The sequence below is a fragment of the Streptomyces tuirus genome (assembly GCF_014701095.1).
GTDB classification, from domain to species: Bacteria; Actinomycetota; Actinomycetes; order Streptomycetales; family Streptomycetaceae; genus Streptomyces; species Streptomyces tuirus.
Window position 1 is genome coordinate 4521643 of record NZ_AP023439.1, and the last position, 24262, is coordinate 4545904.

General features: G+C 67.3%; 20 protein-coding genes, 1 tRNA gene and 1 pseudogene. 18 read left to right on the forward strand and 4 right to left on the reverse strand.

Features of this window, described 5'->3' with window-relative positions; translation table 11 throughout:
- Positions 1-25: 25 nt before the first annotated feature.
- Positions 26-1252, reverse strand: coding sequence for a pyridoxal phosphate-dependent aminotransferase (locus tag IGS69_RS20895; protein WP_190902040.1), 1227 nt, complete (start codon positions 1250-1252; stop codon positions 26-28).
- Positions 1253-1558: 306 nt separating this feature from the next.
- On the opposite strand from IGS69_RS20895, the gene IGS69_RS20900 reads away from it, so the two are divergent.
- The 15 genes from IGS69_RS20900 (at position 1559) to tuf (ending at position 20173) form a co-directional block, all read left to right on the forward strand.
- Positions 1559-1631: transfer RNA gene (locus IGS69_RS20900), tRNA-Trp, on the forward strand.
- A gap of 108 nt (positions 1632-1739) precedes the next feature.
- Positions 1740-2024 (forward strand): preprotein translocase subunit SecE, encoded by a 285-nt coding sequence (secE, locus tag IGS69_RS20905; protein WP_030839741.1) that lies wholly within the window; start codon positions 1740-1742, stop codon positions 2022-2024.
- A gap of 80 nt (positions 2025-2104) precedes the next feature.
- The gene (nusG, locus tag IGS69_RS20910; protein ID WP_185012666.1) at positions 2105-2929 is read left to right on the forward strand and encodes a transcription termination/antitermination protein NusG; all 825 of its coding nucleotides are present in this window, start codon (positions 2105-2107) and stop codon (positions 2927-2929) included.
- Between the two features lie 166 nt (positions 2930-3095).
- On the forward strand, positions 3096-3530 hold the full coding sequence (rplK, locus tag IGS69_RS20915; RefSeq protein WP_003992325.1) for a 50S ribosomal protein L11: 435 nt from the start codon (positions 3096-3098) through the stop codon (positions 3528-3530).
- A gap of 77 nt (positions 3531-3607) precedes the next feature.
- Positions 3608-4333 carry a 50S ribosomal protein L1 gene (gene rplA, locus IGS69_RS20920; protein ID WP_031102571.1) on the forward strand — a complete coding sequence of 242 codons (726 nt, stop codon included), beginning with the start codon at positions 3608-3610 and terminating at the stop codon, positions 4331-4333.
- Between the two features lie 128 nt (positions 4334-4461).
- Positions 4462-5319 (forward strand): LolA-like protein, encoded by an 858-nt coding sequence (locus IGS69_RS20925; RefSeq protein WP_190902042.1) that lies wholly within the window; start codon positions 4462-4464, stop codon positions 5317-5319.
- 293 nt (positions 5320-5612) lie between these two features.
- A complete protein-coding gene (gene rplJ, locus IGS69_RS20930; RefSeq protein ID WP_190902044.1) occupies positions 5613-6143 on the forward strand; it encodes a 50S ribosomal protein L10 in 531 nt (176 codons plus the stop codon).
- A gap of 114 nt (positions 6144-6257) precedes the next feature.
- Positions 6258-6641 (forward strand): 50S ribosomal protein L7/L12, encoded by a 384-nt coding sequence (gene rplL / locus IGS69_RS20935; RefSeq protein ID WP_031141278.1) that lies wholly within the window; start codon positions 6258-6260, stop codon positions 6639-6641.
- A 571-nt stretch (positions 6642-7212) separates the two neighbouring features.
- On the forward strand, positions 7213-10698 hold the full coding sequence (gene rpoB, locus IGS69_RS20940) for a DNA-directed RNA polymerase subunit beta (RefSeq protein ID WP_030839719.1): 3486 nt from the start codon (positions 7213-7215) through the stop codon (positions 10696-10698).
- A gap of 94 nt (positions 10699-10792) precedes the next feature.
- Positions 10793-14692 carry a DNA-directed RNA polymerase subunit beta' gene (locus tag IGS69_RS20945; protein WP_190902046.1) on the forward strand — a complete coding sequence of 1300 codons (3900 nt, stop codon included), beginning with the start codon at positions 10793-10795 and terminating at the stop codon, positions 14690-14692.
- Positions 14693-14973: 281 nt separating this feature from the next.
- The gene (locus IGS69_RS20950; RefSeq protein WP_385863249.1) at positions 14974-15495 is read left to right on the forward strand and encodes a DUF1707 and DUF4190 domain-containing protein; all 522 of its coding nucleotides are present in this window, start codon (positions 14974-14976) and stop codon (positions 15493-15495) included.
- Positions 15496-15814: 319 nt separating this feature from the next.
- Positions 15815-16186 (forward strand): 30S ribosomal protein S12, encoded by a 372-nt coding sequence (gene rpsL / locus IGS69_RS20955; protein WP_003948652.1) that lies wholly within the window; start codon positions 15815-15817, stop codon positions 16184-16186.
- Positions 16187-16188: 2 nt separating this feature from the next.
- Positions 16189-16659, forward strand: coding sequence for a 30S ribosomal protein S7 (gene rpsG, locus IGS69_RS20960; RefSeq protein ID WP_003992340.1), 471 nt, complete (start codon positions 16189-16191; stop codon positions 16657-16659).
- Between the two features lie 39 nt (positions 16660-16698).
- A complete protein-coding gene (gene fusA / locus IGS69_RS20965; protein ID WP_030839709.1) occupies positions 16699-18825 on the forward strand; it encodes an elongation factor G in 2127 nt (708 codons plus the stop codon).
- 154 nt (positions 18826-18979) lie between these two features.
- Positions 18980-20173, forward strand: coding sequence for an elongation factor Tu (gene tuf, locus IGS69_RS20970; RefSeq protein ID WP_016434619.1), 1194 nt, complete (start codon positions 18980-18982; stop codon positions 20171-20173).
- A 245-nt stretch (positions 20174-20418) separates the two neighbouring features.
- On the opposite strand, the gene IGS69_RS20975 is transcribed toward tuf, so the two are convergent.
- On the reverse strand, positions 20419-21717 hold the full coding sequence (locus tag IGS69_RS20975; RefSeq protein WP_190902048.1) for a glycoside hydrolase family 16 protein: 1299 nt from the start codon (positions 21715-21717) through the stop codon (positions 20419-20421).
- Positions 21718-21926: 209 nt separating this feature from the next.
- A complete protein-coding gene (locus IGS69_RS20980) occupies positions 21927-22352 on the reverse strand; it encodes an ATP-binding protein (RefSeq protein WP_190902050.1) in 426 nt (141 codons plus the stop codon).
- Positions 22353-22506: 154 nt separating this feature from the next.
- On the opposite strand from IGS69_RS20980, the gene IGS69_RS20985 reads away from it, so the two are divergent.
- The 3 genes and pseudogenes from IGS69_RS20985 to IGS69_RS20995 form a co-directional block, all read left to right on the forward strand.
- Positions 22507-23385 (forward strand): helix-turn-helix domain-containing protein, encoded by an 879-nt coding sequence (locus tag IGS69_RS20985; RefSeq protein WP_190902052.1) that lies wholly within the window; start codon positions 22507-22509, stop codon positions 23383-23385.
- Positions 23382-23582 carry a DUF397 domain-containing protein gene (locus IGS69_RS20990; protein WP_190902054.1) on the forward strand — a complete coding sequence of 67 codons (201 nt, stop codon included), beginning with the start codon at positions 23382-23384 and terminating at the stop codon, positions 23580-23582. The genes IGS69_RS20985 and IGS69_RS20990 overlap by 4 nt, the downstream gene beginning before the upstream one ends.
- Before the next feature lie 94 nt (positions 23583-23676).
- Positions 23677-24102: pseudogene (locus tag IGS69_RS20995) on the forward strand (hypothetical protein); the annotation flags it as partial.
- Here IGS69_RS20995 and IGS69_RS21000 read toward each other — a convergent pair.
- Positions 24092-24250 carry a hypothetical protein gene (locus IGS69_RS21000; protein WP_190902056.1) on the reverse strand — a complete coding sequence of 53 codons (159 nt, stop codon included), beginning with the start codon at positions 24248-24250 and terminating at the stop codon, positions 24092-24094. The pseudogene IGS69_RS20995 and the gene IGS69_RS21000 sit on opposite strands and share 11 nt — an antisense overlap.
- Positions 24251-24262 lie beyond the last annotated feature (12 nt).

Consider the following 24262-nt stretch of genomic DNA (forward strand, 5'->3'; position numbering starts at 1 on the left):
TGTCGCGGGAGCGGCGAAGCGGACGTCAGTCCCGCGCCTCCGCCAGCAGCTTCTGGATCCGGCTCACACCCTCGACCAGATCCTCGTCACCCAGCGCGTACGACAGCCGCAGGTACCCGGGCGTACCGAACGCCTCACCCGGCACCACCGCGACCTCGGACTCCTCAAGGATCAGCGCGGCGAGCTCGACCGTGTCCTTGGGCCGCCGGCCCCGGATCTCCTTGCCGACCAGCGCCTTCACCGACGGGTAGGCGTAGAACGCGCCCTCCGGCTCCGGGCAGACCACGCCGTCGATCTCGTTCAGCATCCGCACGATGGTCTTGCGCCGCCGGTCGAACGCCTCACGCATCTTCGCGACGGCGTCCAGCTCACCCGAGACGGCGGCCAGCGCGGCCGCCTGGGCGACGTTGGACACGTTCGACGTGGCGTGCGACTGCAGGTTGGTCGCGGCCTTGACGACGTCCTTCGGGCCGATGATCCACCCGACACGCCAGCCGGTCATCGCGTACGTCTTCGCGACACCGTTGACCACGACGCACTTGTCGCGCAGCTCCGGCAGCACCGCCGGCAGCGACACGGCGGAGGCGCCGCCGTAGACGAGGTGCTCGTAGATCTCGTCGGTCATCACCCACAGGCCGTGCTCGACGGCCCAGCGGCCGATGGCCTCGGTCTCCTGCTCGCTGTAGACCGCGCCGGTCGGGTTGGACGGCGAGACGAAGAGGACGACCTTCGTCTTCTCCGTGCGCGCCGCCTCCAGCTGCTCGACGGACACCCGGTAGCCGGTCGTCTCGTCGGCGACGACCTCCACCGGCACACCCCCGGCCAGCCGGATCGACTCGGGGTACGTCGTCCAGTAGGGCGCGGGCACGATGACCTCGTCGCCCGGGTCGAGGATCGCGGCGAAGGCCTCGTAGATGGCCTGCTTGCCGCCGTTGGTGACGAGGATCTGCGACACGTCGGGCTCGTAGCCGGAGTCCCGCAGCGTCTTCGCGGCGATGGCGGCCTTCAGCTCGGGAAGACCGCCGGCCGGCGTGTAGCGGTGGTACTTCGGGTTCTTGCAGGCCTCGATCGCGGCCTCGACGATGTAGTCCGGGGTGGGGAAGTCGGGCTCACCGGCGCCGAAGCCGATCACCGGCCGCCCTGCGGCCTTGAGGGCCTTGGCCTTGGCGTCCACGGCGAGGGTGGCGGACTCGGAGATCGCGCCGACTCGGGCGGAGACCCGGCGCTCGGTGGGAGGGGTTGCAGCGCTCATGGGGCCCATCGTTTCAGACCGGAAACGCGCGCGGCACGGGGGTTTCACAGACTGAACAACGTCGGGCAAACCCCTGAACAACAGTGCGGATCACCCGCACGGCCTGGGCGATCTTCAGCGGATTCACGTCAGTCCGCCCCCGGTTCCGCAGGCGATCTTGCGCCGACGAGGCCTCCCGCGGGCCCTTTCTGTTCGACGACCGGCCGCCGAGCACGTACACTCACACCTCGTTGGCCTTCAGCAGGCCGCGCCCGTTCGGTGCACACCAAGCATCCGGATGGATGCGGTACGTTGGGTGGCACACAAAGGGTCGTAGCTCAATTGGTAGAGCACTGGTCTCCAAAACCAGCGGTTGGGGGTTCAAGTCCCTCCGGCCCTGCTACACACACCTTCGCCAGGATGTGTGCGCATGTACGTACAGCAATGCACCGCCGTGCGGCTCAGACCGGGCGCGGCACGGCCACGACCCGGAATCAGGTGAGGACGAGTGACGGACGCCGTGGGCTCCATCGACATGCCTGATGCCCAGGACGAGGCGCCGGAGTCCAAGAAGACTCGCAAGGGCGGCAAGCGCGGCAAGAAGGGCCCGCTCAAGCGGCTCGCCCTCTTCTACCGTCAGATCGTCGCGGAACTGCGCAAGGTCGTCTGGCCGACCCGCAACCAGCTGACGACCTACACGACCGTGGTGATCATCTTCGTCGTCATCATGATCGGCCTGGTCACCGTGATTGACTATGGGCTCAGCAACGCCGCCAAGTACGTGTTCGGCTGAGCAGTCCGCGAAGAGCGCCGAGGTACCCGGCGCTCCTTTCGCATGTTCCACCCCTATGTATCCAGGAAGAAGCAGCCACCGTGTCTGACCCGAACGTGAACGACGCCATCGAGCCTGTCGAGTCCGTCGAGGACGAGCTCGACATCGTCGAGGGCGCGGACAGCGAGGACACCGAGGCCTCTGCCGAGGTCGAGGCTGCCGACGCCGTCGCGGACGACGCCGCCGAGGCGGAGACCGAGGACGCCGAAGAGGCCGCGGAAGAACTCGAGGAAGAGCCCGAGGACGACCGCGACCCGATCGAGAAGCTCCGCGAGGAACTGCGGGTCCTGCCCGGCGAGTGGTACGTCATCCACACCTACGCCGGCTACGAGAACCGCGTGAAGACCAACCTCGAGCAGCGCGCCGTCTCGCTGAACGTCGAGGACTACATCTTCCAGGCCGAGGTGCCGCAGGAAGAGGTCGTCCAGATCAAGAACGGCGACCGCAAGACGATCAAGCAGAACAAGCTCCCGGGCTACGTCCTCGTCCGCATGGACCTGACGAACGAGTCCTGGGGCGTCGTCCGCAACACCCCCGGCGTCACCGGCTTCGTGGGCAACGCCTACGACCCGTACCCGCTGACCCTGGACGAGATCGTCAAGATGCTCGCCCCCGAGGCCGAGGAGAAGGCCGCCCGCGAGGCCGCCGAGGCCGAGGGCAAGCCGGCTCCGCAGCGCAAGGTCGAGGTCCAGGTGCTGGACTTCGAGGTCGGCGACTCGGTCACCGTCACCGACGGCCCGTTCGCCACGCTGCAGGCGACCATCAACGAGATCAACCCCGACTCCAAGAAGGTCAAGGGCCTCGTCGAGATCTTCGGCCGCGAGACGCCGGTCGAGCTCTCCTTCGACCAGATCCAGAAGAACTGACTTCCGGATTCACCGCTTCCGCGCAGGTCAGGCGATCGCTCGAGCGTCCGCCTGACCTGCGCGGTTTTTGGCCGCGCATCTATACCCGTTATCGTTGTGCGGTATGCCTGCGTCCGGGTGGTCCCCGTACGCAGGCAGGACCCGAATCGAAAGGACCCGGAGAGCTATGCCTCCCAAGAAGAAGAAGGTCACGGGGCTCATCAAGCTCCAGATCCAGGCCGGTGCCGCCAACCCGGCCCCGCCGGTCGGCCCCGCGCTGGGTCAGCACGGCGTGAACATCATGGAGTTCTGCAAGGCCTACAACGCCGCGACCGAGTCGCAGCGTGGCTGGGTGATCCCGGTGGAGATCACGGTCTACGAGGACCGTTCCTTCACCTTCATCACCAAGACGCCGCCGGCCGCGAAGATGATCCTGAAGGCCGCGGGCATCGAGAAGGGCTCCGGCGAGCCGCACAAGACCAAGGTCGCGAAGATCACGCGTGACCAGGTCCGTGAGATCGCCACGACCAAGATGCCCGACCTCAACGCCAACGACCTGGACGCCGCCGAGAAGATCATCGCCGGCACCGCCCGCTCCATGGGCGTCACGGTCGAGGGCTGAGCCCCAACCACCACCAGCAGTAGTGGCGGGGCCTGCTCGGCCCGGACCACGACTCCTAAGAATCCACAGGAGCAGTAGTGAGCAAGCGCAGCAAGTCCCTTCGCGCTGCGGACGCCAAGGTCGACCGGGAGAAGCTCTACGCCCCGCTCGAGGCCGTCCGTCTCGCCAAGGAGACCTCCACGACCAAGTTCGACGGCACCGTCGAGGTCGCCTTCCGCCTGGGTGTCGACCCGCGCAAGGCCGACCAGATGGTCCGTGGCACCGTGAACCTTCCGCACGGCACCGGTAAGACCGCCCGGGTCCTGGTCTTCGCGACCGGTGACCGTGCCGAGGCCGCGCGTGCCGCGGGCGCCGACATCGTCGGCGCCGACGAGCTGATCGACGAGGTGTCGAAGGGCCGTCTGGACTTCGACGCCGTCGTCGCCACCCCGGACCTCATGGGCAAGGTCGGCCGCCTCGGCCGGGTGCTCGGTCCGCGTGGTCTGATGCCGAACCCGAAGACCGGTACCGTCACCCCCGACGTCACCAAGGCCGTCACCGAGATCAAGGGCGGCAAGATCGAGTTCCGCGTCGACAAGCACGCGAACCTGCACTTCATCATCGGCAAGACGTCGTTCGACGACACCAAGCTGGTGGAGAACTACGGCGCGGCCCTGGAGGAGATCCTCCGTCTGAAGCCGTCCGCCGCCAAGGGTCGCTACATCAAGAAGGCCGCCATCAGCACCACGATGGGCCCCGGCATTCCGGTCGACTCCAACCGCACCCGCAACCTCCTCGTCGAGGAGGACCCGGCTGCGGTCTGAGCCTGACGGCTCACCCAACCGGTCACGGGCCCCGCACCTCTTACAGGTGCGGGGCCCGTTCCCTTTTCCGGTACGTACGCCGGTGGCCTGGGTTAACGTGCGGGAACCGGATGCGAACGGGGGGACGTATGCAGGGCTCGACCGTGCGCCGCGTGGGCCTGGTGCTCGCGGTGGCGACCGCGCTGACGGGGGTGGCCTCCTGCACGTCCCAGGACCCCTTTGACGGCCCCGGCCACGAGAAACGGGCTCCGCACGGGCGCACCCTGGCGGCCCTGCGCTCCGCGGAGCGCGCCACCGAGCACGCGGAGTCCGCCCGGGTCGAGTCCACGACCACCATGGGCTCGCTGATGTCGATGACCGCCGACGGCACTCTCGGCTGGAGCGACGGCATCACCGGCACCCTCACCATCAGGTACACCGGCGGCACCGTGGCCGACACCATGCGCCGGCTCGGCACCACCTCGATGGAGGCCCGCTACCTGCCCGACGCGTACTACGCGCGCATGGGCGAGAGATTCGCCGAGAAGGCGGGCGGCAAGCGGTGGGTCCGGTACGCCTACGAGGACCTCGAAGCCCTCGCCGGCGGCTCCGGCGGCCACCTGGGCGACCGGATGCGCAGCACCACGCCCAACCAGTCCGTGAAGCTCCTGCTGTCCTCCGGCGACGTCAGGAAGGTCGGCCGGGAGAGCGTCCGCGGCCGGTCGGCCACGCACTGGTCCGGCACCGTGGCGGCGGCCGACATCGCCGACGCCGGCCTGCGCAAGCAGCTCACCGAGGCCGGTGTGACCACCGAGACGGTCGACATCTGGATCGACGAGCGGAACCTGCTGGTCAAGAAGGTCGAGAAGGCGCGGACGGCCACGGGCCTGATGACCCAGACGGCGCACTACACCGACTACGGCGCGACCGTCCGGGCCGAGCGCCCCCCGCGGTCCGACACCGGGGACTTCGACGACCTGATGCGCAAGCAGACCGCCCCGCGCTGATCAGCCGTACGGGCGGATTTGCTTGACGGCGATCCGTTCCCGTACTCTCCTACAGAAGCCAAAGACCGCTGGTCGTTACCGCGTGCTCATCAGAGGGCGCGGTGGCCGAAGGATCCGCTGAACGGCGGACGACCCGCGCAGGTGACACTGGAGAAGTTCCCGGAGCCCGCCGCCTCGTGCGTGTGTGAAACCGGTTGAGCTACGCCCCGTGCGCTTGCGCCGGGGCGTTTCGTTTTCCCCAGTCCTCCTTCGGGTCCGCGCGGTCCGACACACCCGGAAGGAGGCCGAGGCTCATGGCGAGGCCTGACAAGGTCGATGCCGTCGAGGAGATGCGGGACAAGTTCCGCAACTCCAACGCTGCCGTCGTTACCGCGTACACCGGTCTCACCGTCGCGCAGCTCCAGCAGCTGCGTCGTTCACTCGGTGAGAACGCTCAGTACCGTGTGGCGAAGAACACGCTGACCAAGATTGCGGCCAACGAGGCCGGGATCACGACGCTGGACGACCTCTTTGCGGGTTCGTCGGCCGTCGCCTTCGTGACCGGTGACCCGGTCGAGGCGGCGAAGGGTCTCCGTGACTTCGCCAAGGACAACCCCAACCTCGTCATCAAGGGCGGCGTCCTTGACGGCAAGGCGTTGTCCGCCGATGAGATCAAGAAGCTTGCGGACCTCGAGTCCCGCGAGGTTCTGCTCTCCAAGCTGGCGGGTGCCTTCAAGGGCAAGCAGTCCCAGGCTGCTCAGCTCTTCCAGGCGCTTCCCTCGAAGCTCGTCCGCACCGTGGACGCGCTCCGTGCCAAGCGGGACGAGCAGGGCGGTGCCGAGTAACTCGGCTCGCATCCCGGCCGCCGCTGCCTGAACGCGGCGACCGTCGCGGGCCAGTAGTACGCCCGCCTCACATGTACATCCGGCACCTGCCGATTTAGTGGAAGGACCGCCATCATGGCGAAGCTCAGCCAGGAAGACCTGCTCGCGCAGTTCGAGGAGATGACCCTCATCGAGCTCTCCGAGTTCGTGAAGGCGTTCGAGGAGAAGTTCGACGTCACCGCCGCCGCGGCCGTCGCCGTCGCCGGCCCGGCCGGCCCGGCCGCCCCGGCCGAGGCCGCTGAGGAGCAGGACGAGTTCGACGTCATCCTCACGGGTGCCGGCGACAAGAAGATCCAGGTCATCAAGGTCGTGCGTGAGCTGACCTCCCTGGGTCTGAAGGAGGCCAAGGACCTCGTGGACGGCGCCCCGAAGCCCGTTCTCGAGAAGGTCGCCAAGGACGCCGCCGAGAAGGCCGCCGAGTCCCTCAAGGGCGCCGGCGCCTCCGTCGAGGTCAAGTAACACCCTCGGATCCGTCAGGATCCACAACACGTCCCGTTGGACGTGTAACGCGTAAGCGCGGAAGAGCGATCATCCATCCGGGTGGTCGCTCTTCGGCGTTCTCGGGGGCGGGCCGCGGTTGCCTTGAAGCCCCGGTGACGGGGGGTATGGTGATCTTCGTCGTGTCTCCGGGCGGCCCCGGATCGGGCAGAGGGGCCTTGACGAACCGCACGCAGCGCGCAATTCTCAGGACGCGTCGTCACAGGATCCGAATCCGAGGCATGGATCGGCGACGAAGAGGGCAGTACTAACGTGCGTTGAGGGCAGCGCCTTGTCGCAGGAGTGGAACAACGAGGGTGAACACGGGTTCCAGGACCCGCACTGGACATCAGTGTGCCAAGTGGCTACACTGACCCTTTGCGCTGCCTGTTAGCTGTCCCCTGCCCGTCACCAGGGGTCTGCCCTCGCCCGAGCATCGATGACAAGACATGCCTGACCTGGCCTTTCGGCCCTCACGGCACAGCTTGTCTCCATGTACGGGAGAGGGGCCGGTACGCGCGTAGTGAGTCCGAGCCCTCGGAAGGACCCCCTCTTGGCCGCCTCGCGCAACGCCTCGACCGCGAATACGAACAACGCCGCCAGCACTGCCCCGCTGCGCATCTCTTTTGCAAAGATCAAGGAGCCTCTCGAGGTTCCGAACCTGCTCGCGCTGCAGACCGAGAGCTTCGACTGGCTGCTCGGCAACACCGCCTGGCAGAGTCGGGTCGAGGAGGCTCTCGAGAACGGTCAGGACGTCCCCACCAAGTCCGGGCTCGAGGAGATCTTCGAGGAGATCTCCCCGATCGAGGACTTCAGCGGGTCGATGTCGCTGACCTTCCGCGACCACCGCTTCGAGCCGCCGAAGAACTCCATCGACGAGTGCAAGGACCGCGACTTCACGTACGCGGCCCCGCTCTTCGTCACCGCTGAGTTCACGAACAACGAGACCGGCGAGATCAAGTCCCAGACGGTCTTCATGGGCGACTTCCCGCTCATGACGAACAAGGGCACCTTCGTCATCAACGGCACCGAGCGTGTCGTGGTGTCGCAGCTCGTCCGTTCGCCCGGTGTCTACTTCGACTCCTCCATCGACAAGACGTCCGACAAGGACATCTTCTCCGCCAAGATCATCCCGTCCCGGGGTGCCTGGCTGGAGATGGAGATCGACAAGCGCGACATGGTCGGTGTGCGCATCGACCGCAAGCGCAAGCAGTCCGTCACCGTCCTGCTCAAGGCGCTCGGCTGGACCACCGAGCAGATCCTCGAGGAGTTCGGCGAGTACGAGTCGATGCGCGCCACCCTGGAGAAGGACCACACCCAGGGCCAGGACGACGCGCTGCTCGACATCTACCGCAAGCTGCGTCCGGGCGAGCCCCCCACGCGTGAGGCCGCGCAGACGCTGCTCGAAAACCTCTACTTCAACCCCAAGCGCTACGACCTGGCCAAGGTCGGCCGCTACAAGGTCAACAAGAAGCTGGGTGCGGACGCTCCGCTGGACGCGGGCATCCTGACCGTCGAGGACATCATCTCGACGATCAAGTACCTGGTGAAGCTGCACGCGGGCGAGACCGAGACGGTCGGCGACAGCGGTACGAACATCGTCGTCGAGACCGACGACATCGACCACTTCGGCAACCGCCGCCTGCGCAGCGTCGGCGAGCTCATCCAGAACCAGGTCCGTACGGGTCTGGCGCGTATGGAGCGTGTCGTCCGCGAGCGGATGACGACCCAGGACGTCGAGGCGATCACGCCGCAGACCCTGATCAACATCCGGCCGGTCGTCGCCTCCATCAAGGAGTTCTTCGGTACCAGCCAGCTGTCGCAGTTCATGGACCAGAACAACCCGCTGTCGGGTCTCACCCACAAGCGCCGTCTGTCGGCTCTTGGCCCGGGTGGTCTCTCCCGTGAGCGGGCCGGCTTCGAGGTCCGTGACGTGCACCCCTCGCACTACGGCCGCATGTGCCCGATCGAGACGCCCGAAGGCCCGAACATCGGTCTGATCGGCTCGCTCGCCTCCTACGGCCGGGTCAACGCGTTCGGTTTCGTGGAGACCCCGTACCGCAAGGTGTTCGAGGGCCAGGTCACCGACGAGGTCGACTACCTGACCGCCGACGAGGAGGACCGCTTCGTCATCGCGCAGGCCAACGCGCAGCTGACGGACGACCTCCGCTTCGCCGAGGCCCGGGTGCTCGTCCGCCGTAAGGGCGGCGAGGTCGACTACGTCACCGGCGAGGACGTGGACTACATGGACGTCTCGCCGCGCCAGATGGTGTCGGTCGCGACCGCCATGATCCCCTTCCTCGAGCACGACGACGCCAACCGTGCCCTCATGGGCGCGAACATGATGCGTCAGGCCGTGCCGCTGATTAAGTCCGAGTCCCCGCTCGTCGGCACCGGCATGGAGTACCGCTCCGCCGTCGACGCCGGCGACGTGGTCAAGGCCGAGAAGCCCGGTGTGGTCCAGGAGGTCTCTGCGGACTACATCACCACCGCCAACGACGACGGCACGTACATCACGTACCGGCTGGCCAAGTTCGCCCGCTCCAACCAGGGCACCTCGGTCAACCAGAAGGTCATCGTCAACGAGGGCGACCGGATCATCGAGGGCCAGGTCCTGGCCGACGGTCCGGCCACCCAGAACGGCGAGATGGCGCTGGGCAAGAACCTGCTCGTGGCGTTCATGCCGTGGGAGGGTCACAACTACGAGGACGCGATCATCCTGTCGCAGCGCCTCGTGCAGGACGACGTCCTCTCCTCGATCCACATCGAGGAGCACGAGGTCGACGCCCGTGACACCAAGCTCGGCCCCGAGGAGATCACCCGGGACATCCCGAACGTCTCCGAGGAGGTCCTCGCCGACCTCGACGAGCGCGGCATCATCCGTATCGGTGCCGAGGTCGTCGCCGGCGACATCCTCGTCGGCAAGGTCACGCCCAAGGGTGAGACCGAGCTGACGCCGGAGGAGCGCCTGCTGCGCGCCATCTTCGGTGAGAAGGCCCGTGAGGTCCGTGACACCTCGCTGAAGGTGCCGCACGGCGAGATCGGCAAGGTCATCGGCGTCCGCGTCTTCGACCGCGAGGAGGGCGACGAGCTTCCCCCCGGTGTGAACCAGCTGGTGCGCGTCTACGTCGCGCAGAAGCGCAAGATCACCGACGGTGACAAGCTCGCCGGCCGTCACGGCAACAAGGGCGTCATCTCGAAGATCCTGCCGATCGAGGACATGCCGTTCCTGGAGGACGGCACCCCGGTCGACATCATCCTCAACCCGCTCGGTGTGCCGTCCCGAATGAACCCGGGTCAGGTCCTGGAGATCCACCTCGGCTGGCTCGCCAGCCGCGGCTGGGACGTCTCCGGCCTCGCGGACGACTGGGCCCAGCGCCTGCAGGCCATCGAGGCCGACCAGGTCGCGCCGGGCACCAACGTCGCCACCCCCGTCTTCGACGGTGCGCGTGAGGACGAGCTGGCCGGTCTGCTGAACCACACCATCCCGAACCGCGACGGCGAGCGCATGGTGCTCCCGACCGGTAAGGCGCCGCTGTTCGACGGCCGCTCCGGCGAGCCGTTCCCGGAGCCGATCTCGGTCGGCTACATGTACATCCTCAAGCTGCACCACCTGGTCGACGACAAGCTGCACGCCCGGTCGACCGGTCCGTACTCGATGATCACCCAGCAGCCGCTGGGTGGTAAGGCCCAGTTCGGTGGCCAGCGCTTCGGTGAGATGGAGGTGTGGGCGCTGGAGGCTTACGGCGCCGCGTACGCCCTCCAGGAGCTGCTGACCATCAAGTCCGACGACGTGACCGGCCGCGTGAAGGTCTACGAGGCCATCGTCAAGGGCGAGAACATCCCCGAGCCCGGCATCCCCGAGTCCTTCAAGGTGCTCATCAAGGAGATGCAGTCCCTGTGCCTCAACGTGGAGGTGCTGTCCTCGGACGGCATGTCCATCGAGATGCGCGACACCGACGAGGACGTCTTCCGCGCTGCGGAGGAGCTTGGCATCGACCTGTCCCGGCGCGAGCCGAGCAGCGTCGAAGAGGTCTGACGGGAGTCCGGAGGCCTTCGCGATGAAGGCCTCCGGCCCCAGGACCCCCGTATCAGACCCCATGACTTACAACCCTGAGAGGGATTGACGCATAGTGCTCGACGTCAACTTCTTCGACGAGCTCCGGATCGGTCTGGCCACCGCTGACGACATCCGTCAGTGGAGCCACGGCGAGGTCAAGAAGCCCGAGACGATCAACTACCGCACGCTCAAGCCCGAAAAGGACGGACTCTTCTGCGAGAAGATCTTCGGTCCGACCCGGGACTGGGAGTGCTACTGCGGCAAGTACAAGCGTGTCCGCTTCAAGGGCATCATCTGTGAGCGGTGTGGCGTCGAGGTCACCCGCGCCAAGGTGCGCCGTGAGCGGATGGGCCACATCGAGCTGGCCGCGCCGGTCACGCACATCTGGTACTTCAAGGGCGTGCCGTCGCGTCTGGGCTACCTGCTCGACCTGGCCCCCAAGGACCTCGAGAAGGTCATCTACTTCGCGGCGTACATGATCACGTACGTCGACGAGGAGCGCCGTACGCGCGACCTGCCCTCGCTGGAGGCCCACGTCTCCGTCGAGCGTCAGCAGATCGAGCAGCGTCGCGACGCCGACCTGGAGGCCCGCGCCAAGAAGCTCGAGACCGACCTGGCCGAGCTGGAGGCCGAGGGCGCCAAGGCCGACGTGCGCCGCAAGGTGCGCGAGGGTGCCGAGCGCGAGATGAAGCAGCTGCGCGACCGCGCGCAGCGCGAGATCGACCGCCTCGACGAGGTGTGGAACCGCTTCAAGAACCTCAAGGTCCAGGACCTCGAGGGCGACGAGCTGCTCTACCGCGAGCTGCGTGACCGCTTCGGCACGTACTTCGACGGCTCGATGGGTGCCGCGGCGCTGCAGAAGCGCCTGGAGTCCTTCGACCTCGACGAGGAGGCCGAGCGCCTCCGCGAGATCATCCGTACCGGCAAGGGCCAGAAGAAGACCCGTGCGCTCAAGCGCCTGAAGGTCGTCTCCGCGTTCCTGCAGACCAGCAACAGCCCCAAGGGCATGGTGCTCGACTGCGTGCCGGTCATCCCGCCGGACCTTCGCCCGATGGTGCAGCTGGACGGTGGCCGCTTCGCGACCTCCGACCTGAACGACCTGTACCGCCGTGTGATCAACCGGAACAACCGCCTGAAGCGCCTTCTCGACCTCGGTGCGCCCGAGATCATCGTGAACAACGAGAAGCGCATGCTCCAGGAGGCCGTCGACGCGCTGTTCGACAACGGCCGCCGTGGCCGTCCGGTCACCGGTCCCGGTAACCGCCCGCTGAAGTCCCTCAGCGACATGCTGAAGGGCAAGCAGGGCCGCTTCCGTCAGAACCTGCTCGGTAAGCGTGTGGACTACTCCGCGCGTTCCGTGATCGTCGTCGGTCCGCAGCTCAAGCTGCACCAGTGCGGTCTGCCGAAGGCGATGGCGCTGGAGCTCTTCAAGCCGTTCGTGATGAAGCGCCTGGTCGACCTGAACCACGCGCAGAACATCAAGAGCGCCAAGCGCATGGTCGAGCGCGGCCGCACGGTCGTGTACGACGTGCTGGAAGAGGTCATCGCGGAGCACCCGGTTCTGCTGAACCGCGCGCCCACGCTGCACCGCCTCGGCATCCAGGCCTTCGAGCCGCAGCTGGTCGAGGGCAAGGCCATCCAGATCCACCCGCTCGTCTGCACCGCGTTCAACGCGGACTTCGACGGTGACCAGATGGCCGTGCACCTGCCGCTGTCCGCGGAGGCGCAGGCCGAGGCCCGCATCCTGATGCTGTCCTCGAACAACATCCTCAAGCCGGCCGACGGCCGTCCGGTGACGATGCCGACCCAGGACATGGTCCTCGGTCTGTTCTTCCTCACCACCGACGGCGAGATGCGCGACCTCAAGGGCGAGGGCCGTTCCTTCGCCTCGGTCGCCGAGGCGATCATGGCCTTCGACGCGGGCGAGCTGTCGCTCCAGTCGAAGATCGACGTCCGCTTCCCGGTCGGCACCATCCCGCCGCGTGGCTGGACCCCGCCGGCGCGTGAGGAGGGCGAGCCCGAGTGGCAGCAGGGTGACAGCTTCCGGCTGAACACCACCCTGGGCCGTGCGCTCTTCAACGAGCTGCTGCCCGAGGACTACCCGTTCGTCGACTACGAGGTCGGCAAGAAGCAGCTCTCCGAGATCGTCAACGACCTCGCCGAGCGCTACCCCAAGGTCATCGTGGCGGCGACGCTCGACAACCTGAAGGCGGCCGGCTTCTTCTGGGCGACCCGCTCCGGCGTGACCGTGGCCATCTCCGACGTCGTCGTTCCCGAGGCGAAGAAGGAGATCGTCAAGGGCTACGAGGCGCAGGACGAGAAGGTCCAGAAGCAGTACGAGCGCGGTCTGATCACCAAGGACGAGCGCACGCAGGAGCTCATCGCGATCTGGACCAAGGCGACCAACGAGGTCGCCGAGGCGATGAACGACAACTTCCCGAAGACCAACCCGATCTTCATGATGGTGAACTCGGGTGCACGAGGCAACATGATGCAGATGCGTCAGATCGCCGGTATGCGTGGTCTGGTGTCGAACGCGAAGAACGAGACGATCCCGCGTCCCATCAAGGCCTCCTTCCGTGAGGGCCTGTCCGTGCTGGAGTACTTCATCTCCACGCACGGTGCCCGTAAGGGTCTGGCGGACACCGCTCTGCGTACCGCCGACTCGGGTTACCTCACGCGTCGTCTGGTCGACGTCTCCCAGGACGTCATCATTCGCGAGGAGGACTGCGGCACCGAGCGCGGTCTGCGTCTGAAGATCGCCGACCGGAACGCCGAGGGCGCGCTGATCAAGACGGAGGACGTCGAGACCTCCGTGTACGCGCGCTGCCTCGCCGAGGACATCGTGGTCGACGGGCAGGTGCTGGCCCCGGCCGGCACCGACCTGGGCGACGTCCTCATCGAGGAGCTCGTCTCCCGCGGCGTCGAGGAGGTCAAGACCCGCTCGGTCCTGACCTGCGAGTCCGCCGTCGGCACCTGCGCGATGTGCTACGGCCGTTCGCTGGCCACCGGCAAGCTGGTCGACATCGGTGAGGCGGTCGGCATCATCGCCGCCCAGTCCATCGGTGAGCCCGGTACCCAGCTGACGATGCGTACCTTCCACACCGGTGGTGTGGCCGGTGACGACATCACCCAGGGTCTGCCGCGTGTCGTCGAGCTCTTCGAGGCCCGTACCCCGAAGGGTGTCGCCCCGATCTCCGAGGCCTCCGGCCGCGTGCGGATCGAGGAGACCGAGAAGACCAAGAAGATCGTCGTCACCCCGGACGACGGCAGCGACGAGACGGCCTACCCGATCTCGAAGCGTGCCCGGCTCCTGGTCAGCGAGGGCGAGCACGTCGAGGTGGGCCAGAAGCTCACCGTGGGTGCCACCAACCCGCACGACGTGCTGCGCATCCTGGGTCAGCGTGCCGTCCAGGTCCACCTGGTCGGCGAGGTCCAGAAGGTCTACAACTCGCAGGGTGTGTCGATCCACGACAAGCACATCGAGATCATCATCCGGCAGATGCTCCGCCGCGTGACGATCATCGAGTCCGGCGACGCCGAGCTGCTGCCCGGTGAGCTGGTCGAGCGTTCGAAGTTCGAGACCGAGAACCGTCGTGTGGTCCAGGAGGGCGGTCACCCGGCCTCCGGTCGTCCGCAGCTGATGGGTATCACCAAGGCCTCGCTGGCGACGGAATCCTGGCTGTCGGCCGCCTCCTTCCAGGAGACGACCCGAGTCCTGACGGACGCGGCGATCAACGCCAAGTCCGACAGCCTCATCGGCCTCAAGGAGAACGTCATCATCGGTAAGCTCATCCCGGCCGGTACGGGTCTGTCCCGCTACCGCAACATCCGGGTCGAGCCGACCGAGGAGGCCAAGGCCGCGATGTACTCGGCCGTCGGCTACGACGACATCGACTACTCGCCGTTCGGCACGGGCTCCGGCCAGGCCGTTCCGCTGGAGGACTACGACTACGGTCCGTACAACCAGTAAGCGAGTCGCTTGAGCCGAAGGGCGGTCATCCTGCGGGGTGGCCGCCCTTCGGCGTTCCCAGGGCCCGTGTCCGCGGTGGGCTGGGCCTGGCCCCGGACGCCGCTCCGGCGGGCCTCCCGTGCCTCCCCGGCGTACGGAGGCGGAACCGGGGCGCGTGCCTGCACCGGAGCGCGTCTGTCGGCCGTCTGGCCGAGATACGACGCCCTGCCGTCGACGCACCGGTGCCGATGCCTCCGCTTCGGCGCATGATGGAAGGACTCCGGCACCCGGGGAGGTGCTCCGTGTCGCAGCCGCACTATCCGTCCTGGCAGCCCTGGCAGGGTCCTGGTGCTCCCTCGATGCTCGCGTCGCACGCCGATCGGGAGCGGGCCGTGGACGTGCTCAGAGCCGGGTACGGCGAGGGGCGGATGGAGCAGGCCGAGTTCGAGAGGCGGGTCGGGCGGGCGTACGCGGCGCGGACCGTGGGGGAGCTGGCGCTGCTCGTCGCGGATCTGCCGCAGGGGCCGCTGCCGCAGCCGGCCTCGGTCGTGCCCGTGCCGGGGACGTTCCTGCCCGTGCCGCGGGCGCGGACCAACGGGAAGGCCGTCGCGGCCGGGGTGTGCGGGCTGCTGTGCGTGCCGACGATGGGGCTCACCGGGATCCCGGCGGTCGTGCTGGGGCATGTGGCCCGGGCCGAGATCCGCAGCCGGGGGGAGCTGGGGGACGGGCTCGCGCTGACCGGTCTGGTGCTCGGGTGGTTGTCCACGGCGGGTTGGGCACTCGTTCTGGTGTTGCTCACGGTGGTGTCCGTCGTAGCATCGTGAAGGTGTGTATTTCGGACACGGGCCGCCGAATTGAAGATCGACAAGGGCTCGGGGGCTTGACATGTCCCACATGGCGATGCGGGCGGTGCCCATTTGTTTTGACCGCAGCGAATGCGGTAGGTACGCTCAGACCTTGTGCCTGGGGTGTGCCCTGGCTCGCGTGTGTGCCATGAACCGCACGGCGAGCTGACACCGGCCACCGTAATCTGCGCAGTTTCTGCCTCGCGGCGGGAGTCCGCGGGTTCGACACACCCGACCGCGTGGGTCGGCGATGTTCCAGGTTAGCTTCACCATTCGGCACACAGAAACCGGAGAAGTAGTGCCTACGATCCAGCAGCTGGTCCGGAAGGGCCGGCAGGACAAGGTCGAGAAGAACAAGACGCCCGCACTCGAGGGTTCCCCTCAGCGCCGGGGCGTCTGCACGCGTGTGTTCACGACCACCCCGAAGAAGCCGAACTCGGCCCTGCGTAAGGTCGCGCGTGTGCGTCTGACCAGCGGGATCGAGGTCACCGCTTACATTCCGGGTGAGGGACACAACCTGCAGGAGCACTCCATCGTGCTCGTGCGCGGCGGCCGTGTGAAGGACCTGCCGGGTGTTCGCTACAAGATCATCCGTGGCTCCCTCGACACCCAGGGTGTCAAGAACCGCAAGCAGGCCCGTTCCCGCTACGGCGCCAAGAAGGAGAAGTAAGAATGCCTCGTAAGGGCCCCGCCCCGAAGCGCCCGGTCATCATCGACCCGGTCTACGGTTCTCCTCTGGTCACGTCGCTCATCAACAAGGTGCTGCTGAACGGCAAGCGCTCCACCGCCGAGCGCATCGTCTACGGCGCCATGGAGGGTCTGCGTGAGAAGACGGGCAACGACCCGATCATCACGCTGAAGCGCGCGCTGGAGAACATCAAGCCGACCCTCGAGGTCAAGTCCCGCCGTGTCGGTGGTGCGACGTACCAGGTTCCGATCGAGGTCAAGCCCGGTCGTGCCAACACGCTCGCGCTGCGCTGGCTGGTCGGTTACTCCCGCGCCCGTCGCGAGAAGACGATGACCGAGCGTCTGCTCAACGAGCTTCTCGACGCGTCCAACGGCCTCGGTGCCGCTGTGAAGAAGCGCGAGGACACCCACAAGATGGCCGAGTCCAACAAGGCCTTCGCGCACTACCGCTGGTAGTCGCTACCCACATCGAGACCGAGAGAAGACTGAAGCCTTATGGCTACCACTTCACTTGACCTGGCCAAGGTCCGCAACATCGGGATCATGGCCCACATCGACGCGGGCAAGACGACCACCACCGAGCGGATCCTGTTCTACACCGGTGTGTCTTACAAGATCGGTGAGGTCCACGACGGCGCTGCCACCATGGACTGGATGGAGCAGGAGCAGGAGCGTGGCATCACGATCACGTCTGCTGCGACCACCTGTCACTGGCCGCTCGAGGACAACGACTACACCATCAACATCATCGACACCCCGGGTCACGTCGACTTCACCGTCGAGGTGGAGCGCTCCCTGCGTGTGCTCGACGGTGCCGTGACGGTGTTCGACGGTGTCGCCGGTGTCGAGCCGCAGTCCGAGACGGTGTGGCGTCAGGCCGACCGTTACGGCGTGCCCCGCATCTGCTTCGTGAACAAGCTGGACCGTACCGGCGCCGAGTTCCACCGCTGCGTGGACATGATCTCGGACCGCCTGGGCGCCCAGCCGCTGGTCATGCAGCTGCCGATCGGTGCCGAGGCGGACTTCAAGGGCGTCATCGACCTCGTGACGATGAAGGCCCTGGTCTGGTCGGCCGAGGCGACCAAGGGCGAGATGTACGACACCGTCGACATCCCGGACACCCACGCCGAGGCTGCCGAGGAGTACCGCGGCAAGCTGCTCGAGGCCGTCGCCGAGAACGACGAAGAGCTGATGGAGCTGTACCTGGAGGGCACCGAGCCCACCGTGGAGCAGCTCTACGCCGCGATCCGTCGTATCACCATCGCGTCCGGCAAGAGCGGCGGCACCACCGTCACCCCCGTGTTCTGCGGCACCGCGTTCAAGAACAAGGGCGTTCAGCCCCTGCTCGACGCGGTCGTGCGCTACCTGCCCACCCCGCTCGACGTCGAGGCCATCGAGGGCCACGACGTCAAGGACCCGGAGCAGGTCATCGCGCGCAAGCCGTCGGAGGACGAGCCCCTCGCCGCGCTGGCGTTCAAGATCATGAGCGACCCGCACCTCGGCAAGCTCACCTTCGTCCGCGTGTACTCCGGCCGCCTGCTGTCCGGCACCGCCGTGCTGAACTCGGTGAAGGGCAAGAAGGAGCGCATCGGCAAGATCTACCGCATGCACGCGAACAAGCGTGAGGAGATCGAGTCGGTGGGCGCCGGTGACATCGTCGCCGTGATGGGTCTGAAGCAGACCACGACCGGTGAGACGCTGTCCGACGACAAGAACCCGGTGATCCTGGAGTCCATGGACTTCCCGGCGCCGGTCATCCAGGTCGCCATCGAGCCCAAGTCGAAGGGCGACCAGGAGAAGCTGGGCGTCGCGATCCAGCGCCTCGCCGAGGAGGACCCGTCGTTCCAGGTCCACTCGGACGAGGAGACGGGCCAGACCATCATCGGCGGTATGGGCGAGCTGCACCTCGAGGTGCTGGTCGACCGCATGCGCCGTGAGTTCAAGGTCGAGGCCAACGTCGGCAAGCCGCAGGTCGCCTACCGCGAGACGATCCGCAAGGCCGTCGAGCGCGTGGACTACACCCACAAGAAGCAGACCGGTGGTACCGGTCAGTTCGCCAAGGTGCAGATCGCGATCGAGCCGATCGAGGGCGGCGACGCCTCGTACGAGTTCGTGAACAAGGTGACCGGTGGCCGTATCCCGAAGGAGTACATCCCTTCGGTCGACGCCGGTGCGCAGGAGGCCATGCAGTTCGGCATCCTCGCCGGCTACGAGATGACCGGCGTGCGCGTCACCCTGATCGACGGTGGCTACCACGAGGTCGACTCCTCCGAGCTGGCGTTCAAGATCGCCGGTTCGCAGGCCTTCAAGGAGGCCGCGCGCAAGGCCAGCCCCGTGCTGCTCGAGCCGATGATGGCCGTCGAGGTCACCACGCCCGAGGACTACATGGGTGAGGTCATCGGCGACATCAACTCCCGCCGTGGTCAGATCCAGGCCATGGAGGAGCGGGCCGGTGCCCGCGTCGTGAAGGGCCTCGTGCCCCTCTCGGAGATGTTCGGCTACGTCGGAGACCTCCGCAGCAAGACGTCGGGTCGCGCAAGCTACTCGATGCAGTTCGACTCCTACGCCGAGGTTCCCCGGAACGTCGCCGAGGAGATCATCGCGAAGGCCAAGGGCGAGTAACGCACCGCGTCTACACGCCGTAGGCTTGACTCCGGTGCTCGAGGGGCATTCCGCCGCAATCGTGGTGCGAATGCCCCGAGGCCCGGGCTTTCCAGCAAAGATCACCTGGCGCCGATGAGTAAGGCGTACCAGAACCACTCTCAGGAGGACCCCAGTGGCGAAGGCGAAGTTCGAGCGGACTAAGCCGCACGTCAACATCGGCACCATCGGTCACATCGACCACGGTAAGACGACCCTCACGGCCGCCATTACCAAGGTGCTGCACGACGCGTACCCGGACCTGAACGAGGCCTCGGCCTTCGACCAGATCGACAAGGCTCCTGAGGAGCGCCAGCGCGGTATCACCATCTCCATCGCGCACGTCGAGTACCAGACCGAGACGCGTCACTACGCCCACGTCGACTGCCCCGGTCACGCGGACTACATCAAGAACATGATCACGGGTGCGGCGCAGATGGACGGCGCCATCCTCGTGGTCGCCGCCACCGACGGCCCGATGCCGCAGACCAAGGAGCACGTGCTCCTGGCCCGCCAGGTCGGCGTTCCGTACATCGTCGTCGCCCTGAACAAGGCCGACATGGTGGACGACGAGGAGATCCTGGAGCTCGTCGAGCTCGAGGTCCGTGAGCTCCTCTCCGAGTACGAGTTCCCGGGCGACGACCTGCCGGTCGTCAAGGTCTCGGCGCTCAAGGCCCTCGAGGGCGACAAGGAGTGGGGCAACTCCGTCCTCGAGCTGATGAAGGCCGTCGACGAGAACATCCCGCAGCCCGAGCGTGACGTCGACAAGCCGTTCCTGATGCCGATCGAGGACGTCTTCACGATCACCGGTCGTGGCACCGTCGTCACCGGTCGTATCGAGCGTGGTGTCCTCAAGGTCAACGAGACCGTCGACATCGTGGGCATCAAGCCGGAGAAGACCACCACCACGGTCACCGGCATCGAGATGTTCCGCAAGCTGCTCGACGAGGGCCAGGCCGGTGAGAACGTCGGTCTGCTCCTCCGTGGCATCAAGCGCGAGGACGTCGAGCGCGGCCAGGTCATCATCAAGCCGGGCTCGGTCACCCCGCACACCGAGTTCGAGGCGCAGGCCTACATCCTGTCCAAGGACGAGGGTGGCCGCCACACGCCGTTCTTCAACAACTACCGCCCGCAGTTCTACTTCCGTACGACGGACGTGACCGGCGTGGTGACCCTCCCCGAGGGCACCGAGATGGTCATGCCGGGTGACAACACCGAGATGAAGGTGGAGCTCATCCAGCCCGTCGCCATGGAGGAGGGCCTGAAGTTCGCCATCCGTGAGGGTGGCCGGACCGTGGGCGCCGGCCAGGTCACCAAGATCAACAAGTGAGTCTTCGGACTGGCTTGAGGGTCAACTGACCTGAGTGGCTCGAAGGGGCCCGTACGACTTCGGTCGTACGGGCCCCTTTGCCGTGTCCGGCGGTGTCCGGCGGTGTCCGGCCGGATCGGCGGTCCGATGCGGGGTGGAACGGCGACGCCCCCGGCTCATGGGGGAGCTGGGGGCGTCTGTGGGGGGAGGGGGGCCGGTGGGGGGCAGGCGGTCAGGGGGGCAGGCCGTCAGGCGGTTTCAGGGGGTCAGCCGACCGTCCACTTCTGGTTGGCGGCGCCGGTGCACGTCCAGATCTGCAGCGGGGTGCCGTCGGCCGAGGAGTTGCCCTTGGCGTCCAGGCACTTGTCCGCGCCGACGTTGACCAGGTCGCGGGCCGCGGTGTGGACCCACTGCTGGGCCTTGGTGCCGTTGCAGGTGTAGAGCTGGACCGCGGCTCCGTCGGCCGTGGAGCCGCCGCGCACGTCGAGGCACTTGCCGAGGGCGCGGACGGTGCCGTCGCCGCCGAGGGTCCACTTCTGGGCGTCGACTCCGGTGCAGTTGTGGAGCTGGATGGGCGTCCCGTCGGCGGAAGAGGCGCCGGCGACGTCGGCACACATGCCGCCGATGCCCTTGATGGCGCCGGTCGTGCCGCCGGAACCGCCGCCGTCGGAGGTGGAGACCCGGACGTAGTCCACGGTCATCGTCTGCGGGAACTGCGTGTTCCCGTCAGGGCTGCCGGGCCAGTTGCCGCCCACGGCGAGGTTGAGGATCAGGAAGAAGGGGTGGTCGTAGACCCACTTCCTGCCGCCCAGGTCGGCCGTGGTGCGCGTCTGGTACGTCTGCCCGTCGACGGACCACGTGATCTTCCCCGGCGTCCAGTCGACGGCGAAGACGTGGAAGTCGTCGGCGAAGGCCCGGCCGCCCGGGAGCGTATACGCCGCGCCGATGCCGCCGCTGCCGGAGTAGCCGGGGCCGTGCAGGGTGCCGTGGACGGTGCCGGGCTCGTAACCGACGTTCTCCATGATGTCGATCTCGCCGCTGTTGGGCCATCCGACGCTGCCCAGGTCGTTGCCGAGCATCCAGAACGCCGGCCACATGCCCTGGCCGCGCGGCACCTTGATCCGGGCCTCGAAGTGGCCGTACGCCTGCGTGAAGGTCCTGGCCGTGTTGAGCCGGGCGGAGGTGTACTGACAGGTGCCGTACCAGCACTGGAGTCCGGAGTCGGTGTTCTTGCGGGCGGTGATGACCAGGTTGCCGTTGCCGTCGTGGGCAACGTTGTCTCTGCTGTTCCTGTAGTACTGCAGCTCGTTGTTGCCGTTGCCGGAGCCGCCGGTCTCCACGGTCCACTTGCCCGCGTCCGGGGCGCTGCCGGCGGCGCCGTTGAACTCGTCGGACCAGGTCAGGGCGGCGGCGGCCGATGTGGTGGCGGTCCCCGCCTGTGCGGCGGCATCGGCCTGTGCGGCGGACGGGCCGAGGGTCGTCAGGGTGAACGCGGCGGCGACGGTGGCGCAGACCAGCGGGACGAGCCCGCCGAGCCTGCGCCGGCGTGTGCGATGAGCAGCCATGGCTGAACACACCTTGTCTGTGGGGGATGGGGGACTGGGCCGACGCTGTCGGCCGTGGAGGGATGCTACGAACGGTTCACCGCACAAACAACTGCCCGATCGGTCCAACCCCCGCTGAACGGGGTGGAGTTGGAGCCGACCGGCTGACCTTTGGTTCGCTTAAAGCGGGCTTAAGGCGGTGTTAAGGAGGGCCGGTGCCGGGGTCGGCCTCAGAGGTCGATCTCGGCCCAGACGGTCTTGCGGGGCGCAAGACCCGGGGTGACGCCCCAGCGGTCGGCGAGCGCGTCGACGAGGAGCAGGCCGCGGCCGGACTCGGCGTCGGGGGAGGGGAGCCGGGGTACCGGGTGCCGGTCGTCGCGGGTGTCGGTCACCTCGATGCGGAGGGTGTCGCCGGCCACGTAGAGGAGCAGGCGGAAGTCGCGGCCCGGGACCCGGCCGTGGGTGACGGCGTTGGCGGACAGTTCCGCGACGACCTGTGCCGCCCGGCCCGACGGCAGGCCCCAGAAGCGCAGTTGCTCGGCGGCGAGGAGCCGGGCGAGGCGGGCGCCGCGGGGAGTAGAGGAGAGCCGGAGGCTGAAGTTGCGGACCTGGCGGGCGAGTTCGGGTCCGGGATCGGTGAGGGAGTTCTGCTTCACGTCACCCAGCGTGGCCGGGGGCGCCTACCGTGAACAGTGACTCAGCGGGTGCGTACGGTGACTGTCCGGAACTTGTCCGGTCATGTCCGGGCTGTCGGCGCCGGGCGCACGGGTAGGGCGCTGAGGCAGGGTCGTACGACGGAAGGGGTGCGGGATGACGGCCGAGGCGGCGGAGACGGGACGGCTCAAGAGCGAGGCGGACGAGCCGGGTTGGGAGGTCGACCCCGACGACGAGTGGGGTGTCGCCGTCATCGCCACGGTGGGGAGGCAGCTGAAGCTGCGGCGGGAGGCGGTGGGGATGCGGGCCGCGGAGTTCGGGACGGCGGTGGGGTACGGGGAGGACATGGTCTACAAGATCGAGGGTGGGAAGCGGATTCCTCGGCAGGACTATCTGAGCCGCGCTGATGAGGTGTTGGGGGCGGGTGGGCTGATTGCGGCGACGTGGGAGGACGTGAAGAGGGTCCGCTATCCCAAGAAGGTGCGGGAGCTGGCGCAGTTGGAGGGGCGGGCGGTGGAGATCGGGGTGTACGAGAGCATCAGTGTCAGCGGGTTGTTGCAGACCCCGGAGCACGCGAGGGCCTTTTTCGAGTCGTGGCAACCGGCGTATTCGCCGGACGAGGTCGAGCAGCTGGTGGCGGCGCGCATGGCTCGCCGGTCCGTGTTCGAGCGGTCGCCTGCCCCCTCGCTCAATTTCGTCCAGGAGGAGGCCACGCTGCGACGCCCGGTCGGGGGCACAATGGTGTGGCGTCAGCAGCTTGAGCGTCTGCTGGAGGTGGGCCGGTTGCGTAACGTCAGGCTTCAGGTGATGCCGACGAGCAGCGAGGCCCATCCCGGTCTGAACGGAAGGATCGAGGTGCTGAAGTTCGGGGACGGCACTGCGGTTGGCCGGTCCGACGGGGCCTTCAACGGCCGGCCCACCACTGATCCCAAGCAGATCCAGATCCTCGAACTGCGGTATGGCATCATCCGCGCTCAGGCCCTTCCCCCTCGGGAGTCGCTGACCTTCATTGAGCAACTGCTGGGAGAGAGATGATCCGCAACGCCGAACTGACGTGGTTCAAGAGCAGCTACAGCAGCGGCCCTGACGGCAACTCCTGCGTCGAGATCGCGATAGCGACAGCCCCGAACACCGCGATCATCCACGTCCGGGACTCCAAGCACACGCAGGGTCCCCGGCTGGCCGTCTCCCCCACGGCGTGGACAGGCTTCGTGTCGGGTCTTTCGGCGTGACCGCGGACCGGGCCTGCGGTTGGTGCGCCCGGTGCCTGGACCCTGAAGACGTAGTGGCACGATGGCGCACGGAAACGAAGGATCGACTGATCCGCTGTACTGCGGCTGCATGGCGGAGAACTTCGGCGGGGACACGCCGAGCACGGGCTCGGTGACCGTCTCGCTCGTCGGCGGCCGCAACGAGCGGGGTGAGCCGCTTTCGAACGAACCTTCCGTCACCGCGAGCCAGCTCGCGGTGAAGGAGGCGAAGCGGGAAGGCGACTCCTGGCGGAAGGTCACGACCGTCGACATCCCGGGCGTCGGCCCGGCCGCGCGCACGCACGGCATCGAGGACATCGCCGTACCGGGCGACGAGCTCGACCGCACCGTCCGGGCCGTGCTGATGCAGACGTACATCCCGGTGCCGGGGCAGGAGGGCAAGGTCGCCCTGGTCGCGGGCAGCAGCCAGGTCCTCGACCTGGCGGACTCGTTCTTCGACATCTTCGACGCGATCACGTCTACCTTCCGGTTCACGAGCTGAACTGCGGGCCGGCGCCCCAGTCGGACGACTCGGATGCGCAGGACGCGCCGGCCGCGGCGAAGAAGATGGCCGAGGACGCGCGCAAGATGCGTGAGGAGGCGGCACGGGAGGCGAAGTCGAAGATCGACGAGGCCTCGGACGCGGGCATCCAGAACCGGTC

Excerpts from the sequence above, each read along its gene's own strand:
- IGS69_RS20985 (WP_190902052.1), top strand. The coding sequence starts at position 22,507 with ATGACGGCCGAGGCGGCGGAGACGGGACGGCTCAAGAGCGAGGCGGAC.
- rplL (WP_031141278.1), top strand. The coding sequence starts at position 6,258 with ATGGCGAAGCTCAGCCAGGAAGACCTGCTCGCGCAGTTCGAGGAGATG.
- fusA (WP_030839709.1), top strand. The coding sequence starts at position 16,699 with ATGGCTACCACTTCACTTGACCTGGCCAAGGTCCGCAACATCGGGATC.
- IGS69_RS21000 (WP_190902056.1), bottom strand. The coding sequence starts at position 24,250 with ATGCCCGCGTCCGAGGCCTCGTCGATCTTCGACTTCGCCTCCCGTGCC.
- IGS69_RS20925 (WP_190902042.1), top strand. The coding sequence starts at position 4,462 with ATGCAGGGCTCGACCGTGCGCCGCGTGGGCCTGGTGCTCGCGGTGGCG.
- IGS69_RS20895 (WP_190902040.1), bottom strand. The coding sequence starts at position 1,252 with ATGAGCGCTGCAACCCCTCCCACCGAGCGCCGGGTCTCCGCCCGAGTC.
- rpsG (WP_003992340.1), top strand. The coding sequence starts at position 16,189 with ATGCCTCGTAAGGGCCCCGCCCCGAAGCGCCCGGTCATCATCGACCCG.
- rplK (WP_003992325.1), top strand. The coding sequence starts at position 3,096 with ATGCCTCCCAAGAAGAAGAAGGTCACGGGGCTCATCAAGCTCCAGATC.
- IGS69_RS20975 (WP_190902048.1), bottom strand. The coding sequence starts at position 21,717 with ATGGCTGCTCATCGCACACGCCGGCGCAGGCTCGGCGGGCTCGTCCCG.
- IGS69_RS20990 (WP_190902054.1), top strand. The coding sequence starts at position 23,382 with ATGATCCGCAACGCCGAACTGACGTGGTTCAAGAGCAGCTACAGCAGC.
- rplJ (WP_190902044.1), top strand. The coding sequence starts at position 5,613 with ATGGCGAGGCCTGACAAGGTCGATGCCGTCGAGGAGATGCGGGACAAG.